This is a genomic window from Ruegeria sp. HKCCD7559 (assembly GCF_013110575.1).
Classification (GTDB): domain Bacteria; phylum Pseudomonadota; class Alphaproteobacteria; order Rhodobacterales; family Rhodobacteraceae; genus Ruegeria.
Map to the genome: position 1 here is coordinate 255,806 of NZ_WVQU01000003.1, position 16,140 is coordinate 271,945.

17 protein-coding genes are annotated in these 16,140 nt (G+C 57.5%); 11 read left to right on the forward strand and 6 right to left on the reverse strand.

From position 1 onward, the window contains the following. Positions 1–247: 247 nt before the first annotated feature. The 8 genes from GS605_RS11750 to GS605_RS11785 all read left to right on the forward strand — a co-directional run bounded on the left by GS605_RS11750 (position 248) and on the right by GS605_RS11785 (position 7,674). Complete coding sequence (locus GS605_RS11750) at positions 248–1,330, forward strand: hypothetical protein (protein ID WP_171724102.1); 1,083 nt, start codon at positions 248–250, stop codon at positions 1,328–1,330. 177 nt (positions 1,331–1,507) lie between these two features. Continuing rightward, positions 1,508–2,626: a hypothetical protein gene (locus GS605_RS11755; protein ID WP_171724103.1), complete on the forward strand. Its 1,119-nt coding sequence runs from the start codon at positions 1,508–1,510 to the stop codon at positions 2,624–2,626. A 75-nt stretch (positions 2,627–2,701) separates the two neighbouring features. Further along, complete coding sequence (locus GS605_RS11760) at positions 2,702–4,636, forward strand: ATP-binding protein (RefSeq protein WP_171724104.1); 1,935 nt, start codon at positions 2,702–2,704, stop codon at positions 4,634–4,636. Further along, a complete protein-coding gene (locus tag GS605_RS11765; RefSeq protein WP_171724105.1) occupies positions 4,633–4,962 on the forward strand; it encodes a hypothetical protein in 330 nt (109 codons plus the stop codon). The genes GS605_RS11760 and GS605_RS11765 overlap by 4 nt, the downstream gene beginning before the upstream one ends. After that, entirely contained in the window at positions 4,959–5,417 is a 459-nt protein-coding gene (locus GS605_RS11770; protein WP_171724106.1) for a hypothetical protein, read from the forward strand. Before GS605_RS11765 ends, GS605_RS11770 begins: the two co-directional genes overlap by 4 nt. Next, positions 5,414–6,751 (forward strand): DUF6638 family protein, encoded by a 1,338-nt coding sequence (locus GS605_RS11775; protein WP_171724107.1) that lies wholly within the window; start codon positions 5,414–5,416, stop codon positions 6,749–6,751. The genes GS605_RS11770 and GS605_RS11775 overlap by 4 nt, the downstream gene beginning before the upstream one ends. A gap of 1 nt (position 6,752) precedes the next feature. Then, positions 6,753–7,019, forward strand: a complete 267-nt coding sequence (locus tag GS605_RS11780) for a hypothetical protein (RefSeq protein WP_171120117.1) — start codon at positions 6,753–6,755, stop codon at positions 7,017–7,019. A gap of 10 nt (positions 7,020–7,029) precedes the next feature. Then, entirely contained in the window at positions 7,030–7,674 is a 645-nt protein-coding gene (locus GS605_RS11785; RefSeq protein WP_171635623.1) for a DUF1523 family protein, read from the forward strand. Between the two features lie 54 nt (positions 7,675–7,728). Here the strand turns inward: GS605_RS11785 and GS605_RS11790 are convergent, their stop codons facing one another. The 6 genes from GS605_RS11790 to GS605_RS11815 form a co-directional block, all read right to left on the reverse strand. Continuing rightward, positions 7,729–8,823 (reverse strand): flagellar basal body P-ring protein FlgI, encoded by a 1,095-nt coding sequence (locus GS605_RS11790; RefSeq protein WP_171724108.1) that lies wholly within the window; start codon positions 8,821–8,823, stop codon positions 7,729–7,731. Then, complete coding sequence (locus tag GS605_RS11795) at positions 8,820–9,827, reverse strand: flagellin (protein ID WP_171724109.1); 1,008 nt, start codon at positions 9,825–9,827, stop codon at positions 8,820–8,822. Before GS605_RS11795 ends, GS605_RS11790 begins: the two co-directional genes overlap by 4 nt. Before the next feature lie 2 nt (positions 9,828–9,829). Further along, on the reverse strand, positions 9,830–11,281 hold the full coding sequence (gene flgK, locus GS605_RS11800) for a flagellar hook-associated protein FlgK (protein ID WP_171724110.1): 1,452 nt from the start codon (positions 11,279–11,281) through the stop codon (positions 9,830–9,832). A 32-nt stretch (positions 11,282–11,313) separates the two neighbouring features. Beyond that, on the reverse strand, positions 11,314–12,609 hold the full coding sequence (locus tag GS605_RS11805) for a flagellar hook protein FlgE (protein ID WP_171635632.1): 1,296 nt from the start codon (positions 12,607–12,609) through the stop codon (positions 11,314–11,316). 91 nt (positions 12,610–12,700) lie between these two features. Then, positions 12,701–13,540, reverse strand: coding sequence for a flagellar motor protein MotB (locus tag GS605_RS11810; protein ID WP_171724111.1), 840 nt, complete (start codon positions 13,538–13,540; stop codon positions 12,701–12,703). A gap of 85 nt (positions 13,541–13,625) precedes the next feature. Beyond that, positions 13,626–14,945 carry a FliI/YscN family ATPase gene (locus GS605_RS11815; protein ID WP_253283295.1) on the reverse strand — a complete coding sequence of 440 codons (1,320 nt, stop codon included), beginning with the start codon at positions 14,943–14,945 and terminating at the stop codon, positions 13,626–13,628. 105 nt (positions 14,946–15,050) lie between these two features. Here GS605_RS11815 and GS605_RS11820 point away from each other — a divergent pair, with 105 nt between their 5' ends. Genes GS605_RS11820 through fliE form a run of 3 tightly spaced genes read left to right on the forward strand, consistent with a single transcriptional unit; the run spans position 15,051 to position 16,138 of the window. Next, positions 15,051–15,437 (forward strand): FlgB family protein, encoded by a 387-nt coding sequence (locus tag GS605_RS11820; RefSeq protein WP_171724113.1) that lies wholly within the window; start codon positions 15,051–15,053, stop codon positions 15,435–15,437. An 11-nt stretch (positions 15,438–15,448) separates the two neighbouring features. Next, entirely contained in the window at positions 15,449–15,835 is a 387-nt protein-coding gene (gene flgC / locus GS605_RS11825; protein WP_171724114.1) for a flagellar basal body rod protein FlgC, read from the forward strand. A gap of 12 nt (positions 15,836–15,847) precedes the next feature. Then, the gene (gene fliE, locus GS605_RS11830) at positions 15,848–16,138 is read left to right on the forward strand and encodes a flagellar hook-basal body complex protein FliE (RefSeq protein ID WP_171724115.1); all 291 of its coding nucleotides are present in this window, start codon (positions 15,848–15,850) and stop codon (positions 16,136–16,138) included. The last annotated feature ends 2 nt before the right edge of the window (positions 16,139–16,140 follow it).

Consider the following 16,140-nt stretch of genomic DNA (forward strand, 5'->3'; position numbering starts at 1 on the left):
AACAGGTGATGTCTCAATTGTCTATGGCCACTCTGGATGTGGAATCAATCCAGATTTGATCAAAAAATTACTTAACAAGTTAATTTAATCGAGTCACCCGAAATCTGCGCGTTTCATTGTCCGGTCTCGCCTTTCTTTTTGCCAAGGAGTTTGCCAAAGTCTGGGTGAATTTTGAGACCCAGGGGATGTAAATCAGTGTAACATTTCCTATCTTATTGGGTAATAGAAGAAAAAAGGGATAGAAGCGATGTCGAACCAGCAATTCGAAGCGTTGATAGAAGAGACTCAAGCCAAAGTGCGCGAAAGCCAGTCTCAGATCGAAGGGCTGACCTCGCGCATTGAAGCGGCCCGCGCCAAGATCGGCACTGCCGAGGCCGATATCGACATCGAAAACGCCACGCTCGAAGATGTGCATGCCCATACCGAGGTGATGAATGCCAATATCGCCGAGCTGATCATGGGGCTGGACGACGTCACCAGCGCGTTTTCCAAGGATTTTGACGAGATGCGCTCGAAAACCGGGTGGGAGTCGTTTGTCGGCATCTTCTCGAAAGGTAAATCCGAGTCGATGCGGCAGGAGCGGATGCGCACCGCCAATATCGACGACAAGTTGCAAGACCTGATCGCCAAATCCGACGTGATCGTCAAACTGCTGCAAGGGCAGTTGGCCGTGCTGGAGGAACAGCGCGTCAAGGTCGAGGACAACCTGACCGTCACGCTGGACGATCGCGAGGCGACTGTGGCGGAACTCGAGGCGCTGCGCGCCGAGATTCAGGGTATGGATCCGACGATCATCACGCTGGAAAACAAGATCAGCGTCGAACAGGACGCCGCCGCGCGGACCCAGTTAGAGACTGAATTGGCAGAGCTGAACAAGCAATACAACGCCAAGGTTCAGGAAGAGCAGGTCAAGCTGGCCAAATCACAAACGCTGGAGCGCTATATCGAAAAGGGCAAGACTTGGGTCGATTCACTCCAGAACCAGGCGGCGACGCAGATGGTGCTGATCAACAAGCTGCAGACAGACACGCAGCAGCGCGTGGTGCTGTATGACGCCCTGACCAAATCACTAAAAACCGCGCAGCAGCAGGACGTGGCCCACCGTATTAACGAGATCGGCGTGCAGACCGACCAAGAGGCGCAGACGGCCATGGCCGCCATCGGCACCGCGACCAACCAGAAAATGGCTGACATGCTTGAGGCGCATGAGGACCACATGGTCTTTGCCCGCGACGTGCTGGAGAAAAAAGCCAAGGCGGATGAACGCTTTGCCCGCCGGTTTGCCTCGATTGTCGAGAAGCATGATAAGAATTTGTATGGCGGATCGTAAGGGACTGCTTGTCTTTGGATTGTTAGGTCTGGTTTTCGCTGCTTTGATAGCGGTCTGTGCCTTAGACTTACTCAATTGCCAAAGCGAAGCCGAAACGTGTGATTCCGTCGCCAGGTCACTTTGCCGAGGAACTTTTCGAGCATTCGGAAAAGCAATTATGGGCATTCTCAAAGGAATATGACTAGTCCTACCCAAGACCATGTCGGCCTGACCGACACCTTCGCCTCGCGCCGCTATTTCCGCAAATTCGAGGTGATCACCGTCCACCTCCTGCGCGTGGCCGCGACGATGGAGGCTGAGGGCGCGATCTCAAAGCAAGAGGTGCGGATCGTGTCGCGCTACCTTTCGGGGCTGCTCTACACCTTCCGCGCGCTGTCCATGAAATACCTGCTGGTCGGGCGCGATACGGGGCGGTTCTTTGGCAGCCTCGCCATGGACAAGCGCGACAGCGGGTTTCCGGTGGCGGCCGAGTTGTTGACCATGGCCAATGACGCGCAGCAGGCGCAGGTTCATCTGGCGAATATGCCCTCGGAAGACGACCTGAAAACCGACATGGTGCGGACAATTATTGGCGACCGGGAGATTCCCACCAAGCTGCAATTCGCGCTGTCCCAAAGGCTCTATTACGAGGAATTGCTGAAAGGTCAGCTGTTCTGGGCCCGCAACGATCCCGAATGTCACTGGATCGGGAATGAGGGCGAGCGGCGCAAGTTCCTGATCCATTGGGCGGTCTATGACAGCCAGATCAACCTGCCGGTCATTTACCTGATGCAGTTGGAGGACAGCGGCAAAACTGCCCTGCCCAAGGACCAACGCCGCTGGCCCGAGGTGCAGGCGCATCTGATGGCGCAAAGCTTAGGCGGTCTGAAACTGGTGACCATTGCCAAAGGCTTCGATCAGGATTTCGACGACCTCCATCCCAAACATTTGCGCCGCATCCATGTGGGCCCGATGTATTCCTCGGCCTATACCGAGCAATCCGGCCCCCTGCGGCAGGTGTTGGAGGACGCACAGGCGCCCGAAGGTCAGGATTGGGCGCTGGCCTGGACCACCGAGGAGCTGGAAAGCGAAGAGGTGATCGAAGAACGCGCCGGTTGGTTTTCAACCGTCGAGCGCGAGGTTTTTGCGCTGGACCCGTTCGGCGGGCAGGGGGCCGAAACCGGGGCTACGCGCACCCAGCGGTCGATCATCCTGCCACAGCGGCCGTTTCAGGTGCTGGCCGAGCGCAACCCGCCAGGCTTTGCCGATGTGCGCAAATTCGTGGTCAGCAAGTCGGGGCAGGTGTTGCGGTATTAAAGCGGGTGGCGGGCTAAAGCCCGCCCTACGCGACAAAAGTAGGCCGGGCTTCAGCCCGGCATTGCGAGGAAGAAAATGAATTTGACGTCAGATCAGATGGAATTGCGCGAGGCGGATATTCGCAAGCACTATCCGGCAGCGACCGCCTTGCTGAACGGGTTCGAGCACGCGCCACGGATTGCCAAACCGGTTGAAGCTGCGGTTGAACGGTCGCCCGGCGTGTCAACGGGGCGGCGGTTTCGGTCCACCACGCCCGGGCTGGTCACGCGCCGGGTGGCGCGGGCAGATGGCGTACATCTGGTCGACCGGATTGAGGCCGCAGATGATGGCGATACGCTGGTCTCTCCGCCGCAAGCAACCACGCAGCAGGCGATCCGACGCGCCATTGCCATCGCTCTGGCCGTGGCCGAGGCCTATGCGGAACAGACCCCGCTGGCGGATCTGAAACGGGCCAATCTGGCCGGGGATCTGCCCGCCGCCCGCAAGACGGAATTCTCGGAATTGCTGACGGCTGAGGCCCTGATTACGTCGCACGTGTTCGGCAATGCGCTGGCTTACCTGATGTCCTCGCATCTGGGCGAAACCACGGTTGATCTCGGTGAGATCGAAGAGGTCCTGACCGACAATGGCCAGCTTGCCCTGCATGGCGCGCTGTGGGAGCTGGATCAGGTGCTGGCCAAACACGCCCCCGACGACGCCCATCTGATCGCGGCAACCAGCGCTTATGCCGAACAACTGATGGAAAAGTCCGCCCTGCGCGCAGGGTCCGCAGGCCATCTGGCCCAGTTCCATAATGCTGCCTGGCATATCGAGGCGGATGATCTGACGATCCGGGGGTTTGAGCCGGCCTCAAAAGCCAAATCCACAACGCTCACCATGACGTTCAAGAAACCGAACGAGGTGGTGGGCAACCATATCGCCAAGTATCAGGCGATGAAGCTGGCCAAGATGGTGATGGCCTATGATTTCGACCGCCGCCTGAACCCGTTCGCGGAACTGGGCGGGTTCATCTTTACCTTCATGGGCGACGGCAAGCCGGGTACCGGCAAGACCACCCTGATCCAGATGATGGCCGGGCTGATCAACGATTATTGCCAGAACGCGGGCTATCCGTTCCGCTATCAGAACCTGAGTACCGACAATATCGACAGCTATCAGGGGAAATCCGGTCAGAACGCCAAGGCCTTTATCAACACGATCATCGACCCCTCGGTCATCGGCTTTGGCACTATCGACGATATCGACCAGCTGGCAGGCAAACGCGGCGACCGGCAATCGTCAGCCGGGCAGCTGGAAATCACCGCCGTGCTGATGGAGAGCTTTGCCGGTGCCAACACCGTCGTGCGCGGCAACTGCACCTTTGGCATGTTCTCGAACTACCCCGAGAATGTGGACGACGCCCTACGCCAGCGGGCAGGCGCGCGGTTTCTGGTGGACGGGCCGCAAACGCGAGAGGATTACATCGACATCCTGCACCTGCTGATGGGCCGCAACCACGACATCCCGCTGGGCGAGCACGAAGCCTATGCCGCGCAGGAGATCAAGAAGGCCGTCGCCGCCAGTTTTGAAAGCCACTCGCGCCCGCATGAGGATGCTTTGTTGCAGGTCTATGACCGGGTCTCCGGCGATATCGGCCAGATGGACACGATTGCTAAGCTGGGCACCTACCTCAAGGCGATCCAACAGGCGGATGAGCGTTTCACCGGTCGCGCGATCAAGAACATCACCGACGCGGTCAAGGTCCGCGCGATGGATTTCGAACTGCCTGACGAATGGATGGAAAACCCCGACCTGTTCCTGTTCCGCGACTACGACACCAAGAAAGCGATGATCGAGGACCTGCGCCAACCGATCACGGTCGAGATGGTGATCCAAGAGATCAACCGCTACGCCGACAGCGAGTTCCGCTATGCCGACAAGAGCGACGAGGTCGCCATCGAAAACGCGGTGCGTGAGATGGGCCGGATGGAAGAGGCCAAGCGGCGGTATCTGGAGGGGAAGGGGTCTTGATTGCTAACTTTGTGATCTTCGCACTTCCAGCCAGTCTGAGTTTGTCTGCGTGCTTTTTGATTGCTCAAAAAATTGTCCGCCTGCCATTCATCCCGCGTTCGATTGTAGCATGGATTACGGCGCTGGCAGTTTCGATCCTGTGTCTTTCTCTGATCGGAATGTTGTTCGATCTTGGCCTTGGCCATCGGCTTCTCAGCAATGATCGAACAACTTACGCAGCAACGGGTTGGGCTTCGTTTCTTCTTAGTTTTTGCCTATCTTCGGTTGTCTTGATCCTGATTGTAGTCAGCGAGGCCAAGCGGCGGTATCTGGAGGGGAAGGTGTGAGCAGTAACTTCGTAATCGTTGTCTTTTTTGTTTTCAGTATGGTGACTTCCGGTCTTGTCGGCTGGCGTGCAGGAAAGACAGCTTCGAACAGAGCTGGCTTCATTAGGTTTCGTGCGTTGATGATGACTATGGCGTTGTTTTTCACAGTAGTTCCACTCGCACCTGTCGTGGTCTCAACTATTTTGGCAGGTGGCGCGGAAAGCTTGAGCCACTTTTTGGACATGTGGACCGCGGCAATGTTCATAGTGGTTGGCGGCATCATTGTCGGATCGGCTATCCTTTGGGCAATATTGGTGTTGGGTATCCTGTTTTGCCTAGCAGCAGTGTCAATCAGCAGCCGTAATTCTGGCAATGGCGAAATATGCTCAGAACGACAATCATCCCAGTTGGCTCAGCAGGAAGAATTTTTGTGGAACGTTGAGGAAAAGAGCGCTCAACAGAAAGGAGGCCAATGATCCGCCTCATCAAAAAAGGCCTGATGTTCGGCAACCTCGTCCATATCTCCAGCCCGGCTCTGGTCGAGCGGTATAATCGCGCGTTGCAGCATCTGGCGGGCAAGACCACGGCGCTGACGGATTTTCATGTGGATATCTCGGGCTATTCGCCGGAGGTGGGGATTGAGCTGGAGGATGAGCTCTACCTCAATCCCAACGGGGTCAACCGGCAGTTCATCCTGCTGACGACCGAGCAGAAACGCGCGCCGCTGCTGAACGTCAAATTCTCGACCTCGCGCGATATCCTGCGGGAATTCATCGAGATGAACGAAGCGCAGTTGTTTGCCCTGACCGCCACCGATGCGGTGGCCGGAGAATTGGTGAACTCGGTCATCAAACTCAGCACGCCGCGCGATCTTCTGAACCTGCGCAAGATTGAGATTGAGGCTGACACCGCAGGCGGCACCCTGCGCAAGGCCGAACAACTGGCGGGCATGGTCGAGCGGTTCAAAACCGAAGAGGACGCCTGGTTCGACGATGTGCTGATCGCCAAGATGATCGAAACGGCCAGGGAAACCGGTGACGTGACCCGAAACCCCGTCCGCTTGCGCCATACCGCGTTCGAGCAGCGCAACTTCTGGACAGCGCATTTCGGTGGGCTTTATCTGTTCCCGGATCTGGATCACCCGGCCGCAATTTGTATGGAAGACGTACCAGACGATCTTCCGCTGAAACACGTCTTTCAAAAGGCGCAACGTAATCAGATCGCCAAATTCCTTGGGCTGAACAACCTTGTCGAAACGATCATCGAAGCGCGGGGCGTGAACTCGAGCGCGATCCTGCAACAGAAGATGGATTTTCTGACGGTTTCTGCTGCTGCGGATGCGGGCGTGGATATGGCGGGTCTGGATCGCAGCGATATGCGCCGGTTGGCGCGCAACCATGCCGACCGCCTGCCCGAAGCCTATCACGGCCTTGCGCAATTGCTGCGCTGGGCAAAGGATGGCGGACCTTGGCCGCGCATCACCTCGGATCACCCGGCCTACTTCTACACCTTGCGGGCGACCGATACACCGAACCGTGATCTGGTGAACATGCTGTTGTCCGAATTGGCCCCGCTGGACCCGCGCCAGATGTTCATCTGCCACAAAGAATTGTTCTACCGAACATATTCGGGCTGGCCCGAGAGCAAGAAGGCCTATGTGGCCGACTTCCTTGCGCGCGAATATCAGGTGGACAAGCAAGGCGCCCGCGCCGCCCTGTTCGGACATGAGCCGGATATGAGCGGCGACGATCGGGTCAGCGATGACATAATTGCCCGGGTTGGTCCGTGGGGTTCGGTGAGGAAAGGTTGAAATGATTGGATTATTGCGCCTTTTGCTGATCTTGCTGGTGATCCAGACGATTGCCTATGTCGGGCTGTCTTTCTATTCGCGCGGCATACGCCGGCGCAAACTGGAGAACTGGTGGGACGAAAAGGGCAAGACCGGCAACAAAGAAGCCTTTGTCGAACGCGGATTGCATGTGTATGACAACTCGTTTCGGCGTAAACTGATCCTGGGTGTCTATATTGTGCCGTGGGTGGCGATTGGCGCGCTGATCTACATCGTGAATTACATGTGAGGGTTTAGGCATGGCCTATGTGAAATGGGCGTTCATTATCATTTTCTGGGGTACGATTGCCGTGATCCTGCAATATTCTCTGCCCCAGCATGACATTGTGCGCATCGTCAACACCTATGAAGAACGGCAGGATCTGAACGACTGGACCCGGATCTTCTGGTCAGAGCCGGAAGATCAATCCACCAGCCTGTCCAACCGGGATGTGCAGTTCATTCAGGCAGTGCGGGCCAACGGAAAACCCATCGTGTACCGAAATGAGGATACCGGCTGGGGATGGCCCCCGTATTTCAAGTTCGACACTGCGAACCTGTACACCGAGGCCAATGATGCGAAATCCACCAAGGAAAACCCGAAATGGGTGGTCGTAACCCATTACGGGTGGCGCAACGAATTCATGTCGATCTTTCCCAACGCCATTTTCATCAAAGACGTTGAAGGGCCGGATGTTCGGATCATTCCCTGGTTCAATATCATCTTCCTGACGATCTTTGCGGCGTTCGTCTGGGCGATGTGGGTGCGTTGGCGCAGGTTCCGGCAAGCACGGATTGATCCGATGATCGAAAACGTGGAAGACGGCCTTTATGCGGCGGGTGACGCCATAGAAGAGCGACACAACAGATTTCGGCGCTGGCTGGACAGCTGGAAATCGAAATAGATACAAGCTTTGGCGGGCGTGCCAGCAGCACGCCCATCCAACTGGCGGCGCCCTTCACCTGACGATGAATTCCGCATGCAGCGCGCCTGCTGCCTTGATCGTTTTCAGAATGTCGATCATGTCCTGAGGCGAGATCCCAAGCGCGTTCAGACCTGCCACAACCTCGGACAGGGTGGTGGCTTCGGGGATTTCGGCGAGGCCGGTTCCCTCTTCTTCCTCGATCCCTGCGATTGTACGTGGCACGACCACTGTTTCACCTCTGGCGAACGGGTTGGGCTGCACCGCAATCGGTGCTTCCTGAACCGTCAGAGTCAGGTTGCCTTGAGACACCGCAACACGCGAAATTCGGACCTCCTGCCCCATGACAATGGTGCCAGAGCGCTGATCAACAACAACGCGCGCTTTCGATTCAGGTTCGACCAGAATGTTTTCGATACGCCCTATGGCGTGGGCTGTCGAAACCGCCTGCGTCGCCGCGACGTTGATCTCAACCGTGCCGGAATCTCGCATGATTGCCACGGTTCTGTTGAACTCGGTGTTTATCGCGGTTTCGATGCGCGCGGCTGTTGTGAAATCGGGCTCTCTGAGTGCAAGGCGCATCTGAGTGAGAGTTGACAAGTCGAAGTCAATTTCACGCTCGACCCTGGCACCGGATGGGATCACGCCCGAAGTTGGCACCCCACGCACGACCGAGGCTGCCTCTCCTTGAGCCGAAACGCCACCTGCAAGGATTGTGCCCTGCGCGACCGCATAAATTTGGCCATCGGCTGCGTTAAGCGGGGTCATGATCAATGTTCCACCCAACAGGTTGCTTGAATCGCCTATGGCTGAAACCGTTACATCGATTTGACCACCCACCCGTGCAAAGGGCGGCAGGCTGGCCGTGACCAATACCGCTGCCACGTTTTTGGGCCGGAAATCCTCACCTGTGACGTTGACGCCAAGGCGTTCGAGGATATTGGACATGATTTCTTCGGTGAAAGGCGCGTTGCGTAACCCATCGCCAGTTCCGTTCAAGCCGACCACCAGGCCGTAACCCACCAGATCGTTGCCCCGTACACCGTCAAAATCCACGAGGTCCTTGAGACGGATTGTCCCTGCCCAAGCCATGCCGGGAAGGAGAAGCAGGAGAAATATCAGCGCCCTCATCTCAGAAAGTTCACCAGCGACAGGTTCGCATTGCGAACGGTTACGGAATACAGGCTTTCCAACTGAAATTGCACCGTTTGCAGTTTCGCTGCCGTCTCATAAGGATCGGCCGCGATCAGTTCGTTCCGGCTGAATTCCAGGCTGGTTCGGGTCGAGGAATTGCGTGTTGCCGCCTCTTCGATGCGGGCTTCGGCCGCCCCGACCTTTGCCCGGAGCTTGACGGTGGCATCCTGTGAGTTGGCCAGATCGACCCCTAACTGCGTGAACAAAGCGGTGCGTTGATCGGGCGAAAGTGCCAATGCGCTGTCGGTGGCCAGCGCCGCAACGGCGACATCCTTGAGTGCGGCCTTGAACGCCGGGTCCGTTGCCGTGATCGGCAGCGTGACGCTTTCGTTTTCCGAAATCTGCATCGGAGACAGGGTGCCGTTTGACCCCTGATAAATCACGGCGTCGAAACCGGCTGGGTCATTGAACCAGTTTTCTGCCGCCAGCCTGATATCAGCGACCGTCGCAAGCCCCGTCAACTGCGATTTCAGCGCCGTCAAAAGCTCGTTCGAAGATTGCAGGGGCGACACATCGGTGGCGGTACCGGAAAACAGGCTGCGCCCTCCTACGCGCGTGTTCAGTGCCGAGATCATCGTGTCCAGCTCATTCTTCGCCTGTTGGGACGCTTGTTCATGATTGACGGGCTGATTGGCGGTTCCGTAAGCCAGCAAAGACGCGGTCATGTCTCCGACCGAATCTCCGAAGGTTTTCAGGCTCAGTTGCATGGTATCGGTGAACAGGGCCGCTTCGGACGTTGCGATGCCAAAGGCGTCGAGTCTGGCGAGGCTGCGGTCGAGATCCAGAATTTGCGAATAATCCCCGCCAAGCCGCCCCGAGACGTCCTGTACCCGCCCGGTGGACATTTCATAAGACAGGGTTTCGATCTGGGTTTTGATATCTGTTGCGCGGGTTCGTAAGGTCATTCCTCGCGCCAAATCGCCGATAGAAGTGATATTCATGGTCACAACCTCAGAAGAGTTTCCATAAGCTCGTCAACAACCGAGATGACACGAGCGTTTGCGGCATAAGTCTGTTCGACCTGCATGAGCCGCTGTAGTTCCTGATCGGTATCCACGCCCTGCGCGGCCTCGATCTGCGCCATTTGCTGCTGGAAGCTGTTTGCAAAAGTCTTGCGTTGATCTGCGGCATGGGCGTGTGCGCCCGCTTTCGACAACAGGGCCTCGGTCAACTCGGCAGCTCGCATGTTTCCCGTGCCGAACAGCCCGCCAGGTACCGGACGTGCGTCGTTCAATATGTGCCCGAACGCGCGCAATTGAGCAGCCTGCCCAGGGTCACCCGGAGTTGCGGCGCCCAGACCCGCGCGCAGTTTCCAACTGTCCCCGCCATTGTCAGGGTCCACGGTTGAATTGAGTGAGATCCGTGATGCAAGTCCGACAACAGATGCAGGATCAAATCGGTTGCCATCGTCGGTGAACAGACCAGGATCTGTCACAAGAGCCGACGAATCCAAACCGGGCGTTTCAAATCGTTCAATCAGGTCCCTTGCAACCGTATCGAGCTGAACCTGCGCCTCGACTGCCAAGTCGTCGCGGATGGTGAACTGCGCCATCAGTGCCCCGCCGCGGATTTGAGCGTTATCTCCGCTTGTCCGTACCGGGTTTCCGTTCATCTCCAGACCGGACAACAGACCATTTGCCACAGTCATATGAGGCTTTGTTTCGCCCGTCGTGGAAAAAGTGAACTCCGAGGCCGTGCCTTCCAACAGGATCAGCCCGCCCTCCGAGTACAGGGATACCTGATCATTGGCGCGAGGCACGACATTGACCGGGATCAGGGTATTGACTTGGTCGATCAGGACGTGCCGCTGATCCAGCAGGGCACCGATGTCACCGCCAGAGTTTTGAATGGCGGGAATCTTGGCGTTCAGGTCTTCGATATCTTTCAGAGTCTGATTCAGGGTATCGATCTGGGCGCCAATTTTTCGATCAGCATCCGAGCGTGCCTGGCGTACGCCTTCGGACGCCGCGTTCAGCTCGTTGGTCAGATCGCGGGCCGAGCGCGCAACCTGATCCAGCCGTTCGATCGAGTCAGGCAGACTGGCCGCCGTGATAAAGGCGTTTTCCAACGAGGACAGACGGGTAGACAGCGAAGGGCCGTCATCAGGAGACCCCACCAGTTGTTCGAACCGCGCGTGAAAATCTGAAACGTCCGACCGAAAGGCGAGTTCGGCATCAGACGAACGTCTGTTGGCGGTCAAAACCGGATCCTGATGCCGGATCACGCCAACGGTGCGTACGCCATTTCCGGATATAGGACTTGTCGCAAGTTCCAGGGACCGGCGCGCATAGCCGGGGGTTAGCGCATTCGCGATGTTCCCGGACACCACAGCGGCCCCGCGACTGGCCGCAGTCAGCCCGCCCAATGCGTTATTGAGTGCTGTCGACATGTTCATGAGGCCGCTCCTTTCTTTGGGTCAGAGCTGGATTAACGTTTCAGGTTTGTCGTTTCCTGCAACATCTCGTCCACTGTCTGGATCACCGTGGCGCTGGACGAGTAAGCACGTTGCGTCTGAATCAATGAGGTCAGCTCAGTCGCCACATCCGTGGTGGATTCCTCACGCGCGAAAGAAACAAGATCCCCTGTCGGGCCTTCGCCGGCATTCCAAAGAAAGAACGTACCGCTTTCTCGTGACGGCTCGTAGGTTTGGCTGTCCAGCGCGGTCAGGCCGTTAGGATTGGGAACGTCAGCAAGCGGGATTTGGAACATGCGGCGGTTGACACCTGTATCATAGCGCGCGTAGACATAGCCGTTTTCGTCCACCTGAACGCTGGTCATGGTTCCCACGGCAGAGCCATCGCGTGTGATTGAAACCGGCGCAAAGGTGTCGGATAGCTGGGTTATGCCGTCGGTATCCCCGATCTGGCCGATATTGATCTCCATCGGTCCACCGGCGACGTTGACCATGACACTGCCCGTTGCTGGATCATAAGCACCACCTGAAATAGGTGTCACGCTTGCGAGGGTTCCCCCGGCCGTTCGGTTGTCGGTGAATGTCAGCCTGTATTCCCCCACGACGGCCCCGCCAGAGGCTGAATCGCGCAATACCATCCGCCATTCATTGCTGCTGCCGGTTGCAGGAACGGTCGGAATCAACTGGATATCGACGCTTTCAGACTTGCCGAGATTGTCGAAATACTTGACCGACAAAGGCTGAATGTCGCCCGGCGCGCCCGCATCTGTTGCCGTGGCCGGAAGGTTCATACGCAGTTTCATTTCCGTGGTTGGAGAACCCGACAGCTGATTCACGCTGAGCTGAATGGGTACAAGCGCGGAGGGTGTGTCGCGCGAAACCGGTGGAATAGTGCCATCAGATGCCGCGGGCCACCCCAGAAGAACGAGGCCGGATTCGGTAACCAAATACCCTTCTTCGTTGGTGCGGAACGACCCGGTTGTTGTCAGCAGCATCTCGTTCGAATTATTCCCGATCTGCGAACTGGGGCGCACAGGCAACATGCCGCGCCCACGAACTGCCAGATCGGTTGAGTTGCTGGTTGTGACCAATGGCCCGCGTTGATCAATCATGCGCTGGCTTGTCGTCCGCACGCCGCCTGCCGAATAGCTGCCACCCTGGCCCGACGTGACCATTGAATGAAAATCCGTCTCGACCCGTTTATATCCATAGGTTGAAGAGTTCGCGATGTTGTCGGAAATCGTCGCCAACCTGTTGGCATTGGCTTTCAGCGCCGCCACACCGGCATTGAGCGAAGAGGAAATGGTCATGGGTGCGCCCTTCTGTTGCGTCCGTCTTTGATGCAACAGGTAACGCGCTGCCCCTTAACAGCGCGCTAACATGTAAAATACGCTCTATCATTTAGGGCTGGCGCAGAAAGATCACTTCGATCCTGTTGTTCCGCGCAGCCATGGGATTTTCGGCGAACAGTTCTCTGTCGGCATGGCCCGTAACACGATCCATCCTTTGTGCCGCAACGCCCTTGTCTTGCAGCAACTGGCGCAATTTTTGGGCCCTTGCCGTGGACAACTCCCAGGCTGTGTTGCGCGCCTGTACGACCGGAGATGCGCTGACATGCCCTTCGACAGCGATCGAATTGACGACAATATCCGAGGCTCGGGCGAGGATCAGGGCCAGGGAGCGCAGAAAGCTGGTTGGTTTGTCAGAGCCCGATTCGAACAATGCCTGATCGTCGGTGTCGAACAGTTCCACCACCAATCCTTCATCTGTGACCCGTGTGACGATATGCTTGAGCAGCTTGTCCGAGACCTCGCTTTCACCCGTGCGCCCCAACAGTTGCGCCTCCAACGTAGTGAAGTCTTCCTTGTTCCCTTTGCCGCCGCCCTCGGCATTCACTCCGATCGAGCCACGGGCCTGATGCGATTCGGTAGGGTGTGTGGTCGTGGCACCCTGACCGTCCCGCAGCAGCACTTCTTCAGACAGCATGCTGTCGCCGCCAAACGCCCCGTCTCCGCCGCCGGATTCCGGGCTCAGCGGGATTGTTGGCGCGAAATAATCCGCCAACCCTTTTCGTTGCTGTTCCGTTGTTGCGTTCAGCAGCCACATCAACATGAAGAAGGCCATCATGGCCGTCACAAAGTCGGCATACGCGACTTTCCACGCGCCACCGTGATGGCCATCGCCACCCGATACACGCTTCTTCTTGATGATGATTGGCGCCGCATTGGTTTGCGCACCCATCTCCACCACCTTTTTATCACCCGACTATCGGGATAGCAGCGCAGGTCTTAAGGTGGCCTTAACACTTAAAACTGTTCAGAGTTCGCTAACGCGGCAGGCCGGCCGAAGCACGGCGCAGAATCAGGGACAGCCGGTTAAAGCTGTTTTCAATCCCTTCGGAATCGGGTTTGCCGAAAAATGCGTCCAACTCCTCATGAACGCGCACGGCCTGATCCAAGAGCGGGTCTGATCCTTCTGAATACAGCCCGGCCTTTATCATGACTTCGGATTGTTCGTAGCTGCCAACAAGTTTGCGGGTTTCGTTGATCATCTGGTTCTCGGCCTCGGACGCGGCTTCTGGAAGGCTGCGGGATACGGATTTGCTGAGGTCAATGGCCGGGAAGCGCCCGCGTTCGGCAATCTCGCGGCTGAGTACGATATGCCCGTCCAACACACCGCGCAGTATGTCGGCGATGGGTTCATCCATGTCGGAGCCCGCAACCAGGACACTGAATACGGCGGTGATATCACCCTGCTCCTGCGTGCCGGGGCCTGCGCGTTCACACAGATTGGCAATCAGGGGGGTGACAGAGGGCGGATACCCTCGGAGCGACGGGGCTTCGCCCATGGCAACGGCGATTTCACGGTGCGCTTCCGCGAAACGGGTTACCGAATCGGCCAGAAACAGGACGTTCAGCCCCAGATCCCGCAGAAACTCTGCCGCCGACATGGCCGACCACGCGCACCGTCTGCGCGCCAATGCAGACTGGTCGGACGTCGCGGCGACTACGATAGTGCGCTTCATGGCTTCCGGGCCTATGGCGCGGGCAACAAATTCGTTCACTTCACGCCCGCGTTCGCCGACAAGAGCCACCACAACCACGTCAGCCTGCATGAAGCGCGCCAGCGTCGACAGCAGCGTTGATTTCCCCACACCCGATCCCGCAAACAACCCAACGCGTTGACCGCGCACAATCGGCAGCATGGTGTTGAGAACGGATAGTCCGGTGGCCATCCGCTTTCCCAATGGCTTGCGCGCCACCGCAGGCGGCGGGGCTTGCATGATGTCGCGATCCTGTGGCCCGTTCAGCAGAGGTTTTCCGTCCAGCGGTTTGCCAAACGGATCAATGACGCGTCCAAGCCAGTGCAATGCGGGCGCGAAACCCGGCGAGGGATCAAGGTACACACGATCCCCGAGGCTGACACCGTCAGGGGCGGAACCCGGTATCATGTGGATATGGTCTGCACCGACATGCAGCACTTCACCGGCCAGATCGGGCCCTGCGCGCCGCCGCAATGTAAGCAAGTCCCCGATTCGCGCATGTTCGTTCAGGCCACTGATCTCGATCAACCCTTGCGCGACGCCGCTGACCAGGCCCACGTGGCGGATTGAAGTCATCCGATCGAATTCATGTTTCAGAAGCATCGGGTCGAGATCAGACATCTTGGGTTCTCCAATTGGGTTCTGAAAACGGTTTCTAAAGGAATCGGGGTTAAGCCTTGATTGAAATTGATCGAGGGAGAAGCCCCGATGTTCTATGACTTGAACGTCCTAAAGACCGCGTACGCAATGGCAACCCATGCCGGGCAACGGCAGGCAGTGATTGCGCGCAACATGGCCAATGCGGATACGCCGGGCTACCAGCCGCGCGATATCGAGCCCTTCCATAAAGCACTTGAAACCTCGGGACGCGAAGTGACCATGATGGCCACGCGGCAGGGTCATCTGCACGGCGGTACAGGTGCGCAGCCCTGGGCAGAGCACCAGGCCGCTTCGTCGGGTGATCCAAATGGCAACGGCGTATCGCTTGAAGAAGAAATGCTGAAATCGGTCGATGTCAAACGACAGCACGACCGCGCGTTGGCGATCTACAAATCCTCGATGAACATCCTTCGCACCAGTCTGGGGCGTGGATAAGGAGGCCGGGGATGAGCGATTTTTCCCACTCACTTGCTGCATCCGCCAGCGCCCTGCGTGCGCAGGCAGCCCGTCTGCGTCACGTGTCCGAAAACATATCGAATGCGGATACACCCGGGTACCGGCGCAAGACGGTGCCGTTTGAGACCATGGAAAAAGAGGGTCGGAACGTGGTGAAAGCTGGCCGCGTAAAGCTTGATCGACGCGACTTGACACGAATTTTCGACCCCGGTCACCCGTTGGCAGATGCCAGTGGTCACTATCTGGGATCGAATGTCGATCTGATGATCGAAATAGCCGACGCGCGTGAGGCGCAGCGGAGCTACGAAGCCAACCTCAAGATGTTCGATCAAACACGGCAAATGTCGTCGTCATTGATGGAACTGCTTAGAAAATAAAGGACAGCCAGAATGGACATCCGATCCTTGACTGCCGCGCAGAATTATGCCGGCGCCCGTCCTGCAACCCAGGCCGACCCAGATCACTCGGGCATGGTGCAGGGGCTGAAGGCAAGTTTTCAGGACTTTGCGTCCACGTTGAAACACAGCGAGCAGATGTCGCAGACCTCGATGGTGGGGCAGGCCGACCCGCACGCGCTGGTGCAGGCGCTGGCACAGACCGAACTGGCCGTCGAGACAGCTGTGATCGTGCGCAACAAGGTGGTCGAGGCCTATCAGGAAATCCTTCGGATGCCGGTCTGATA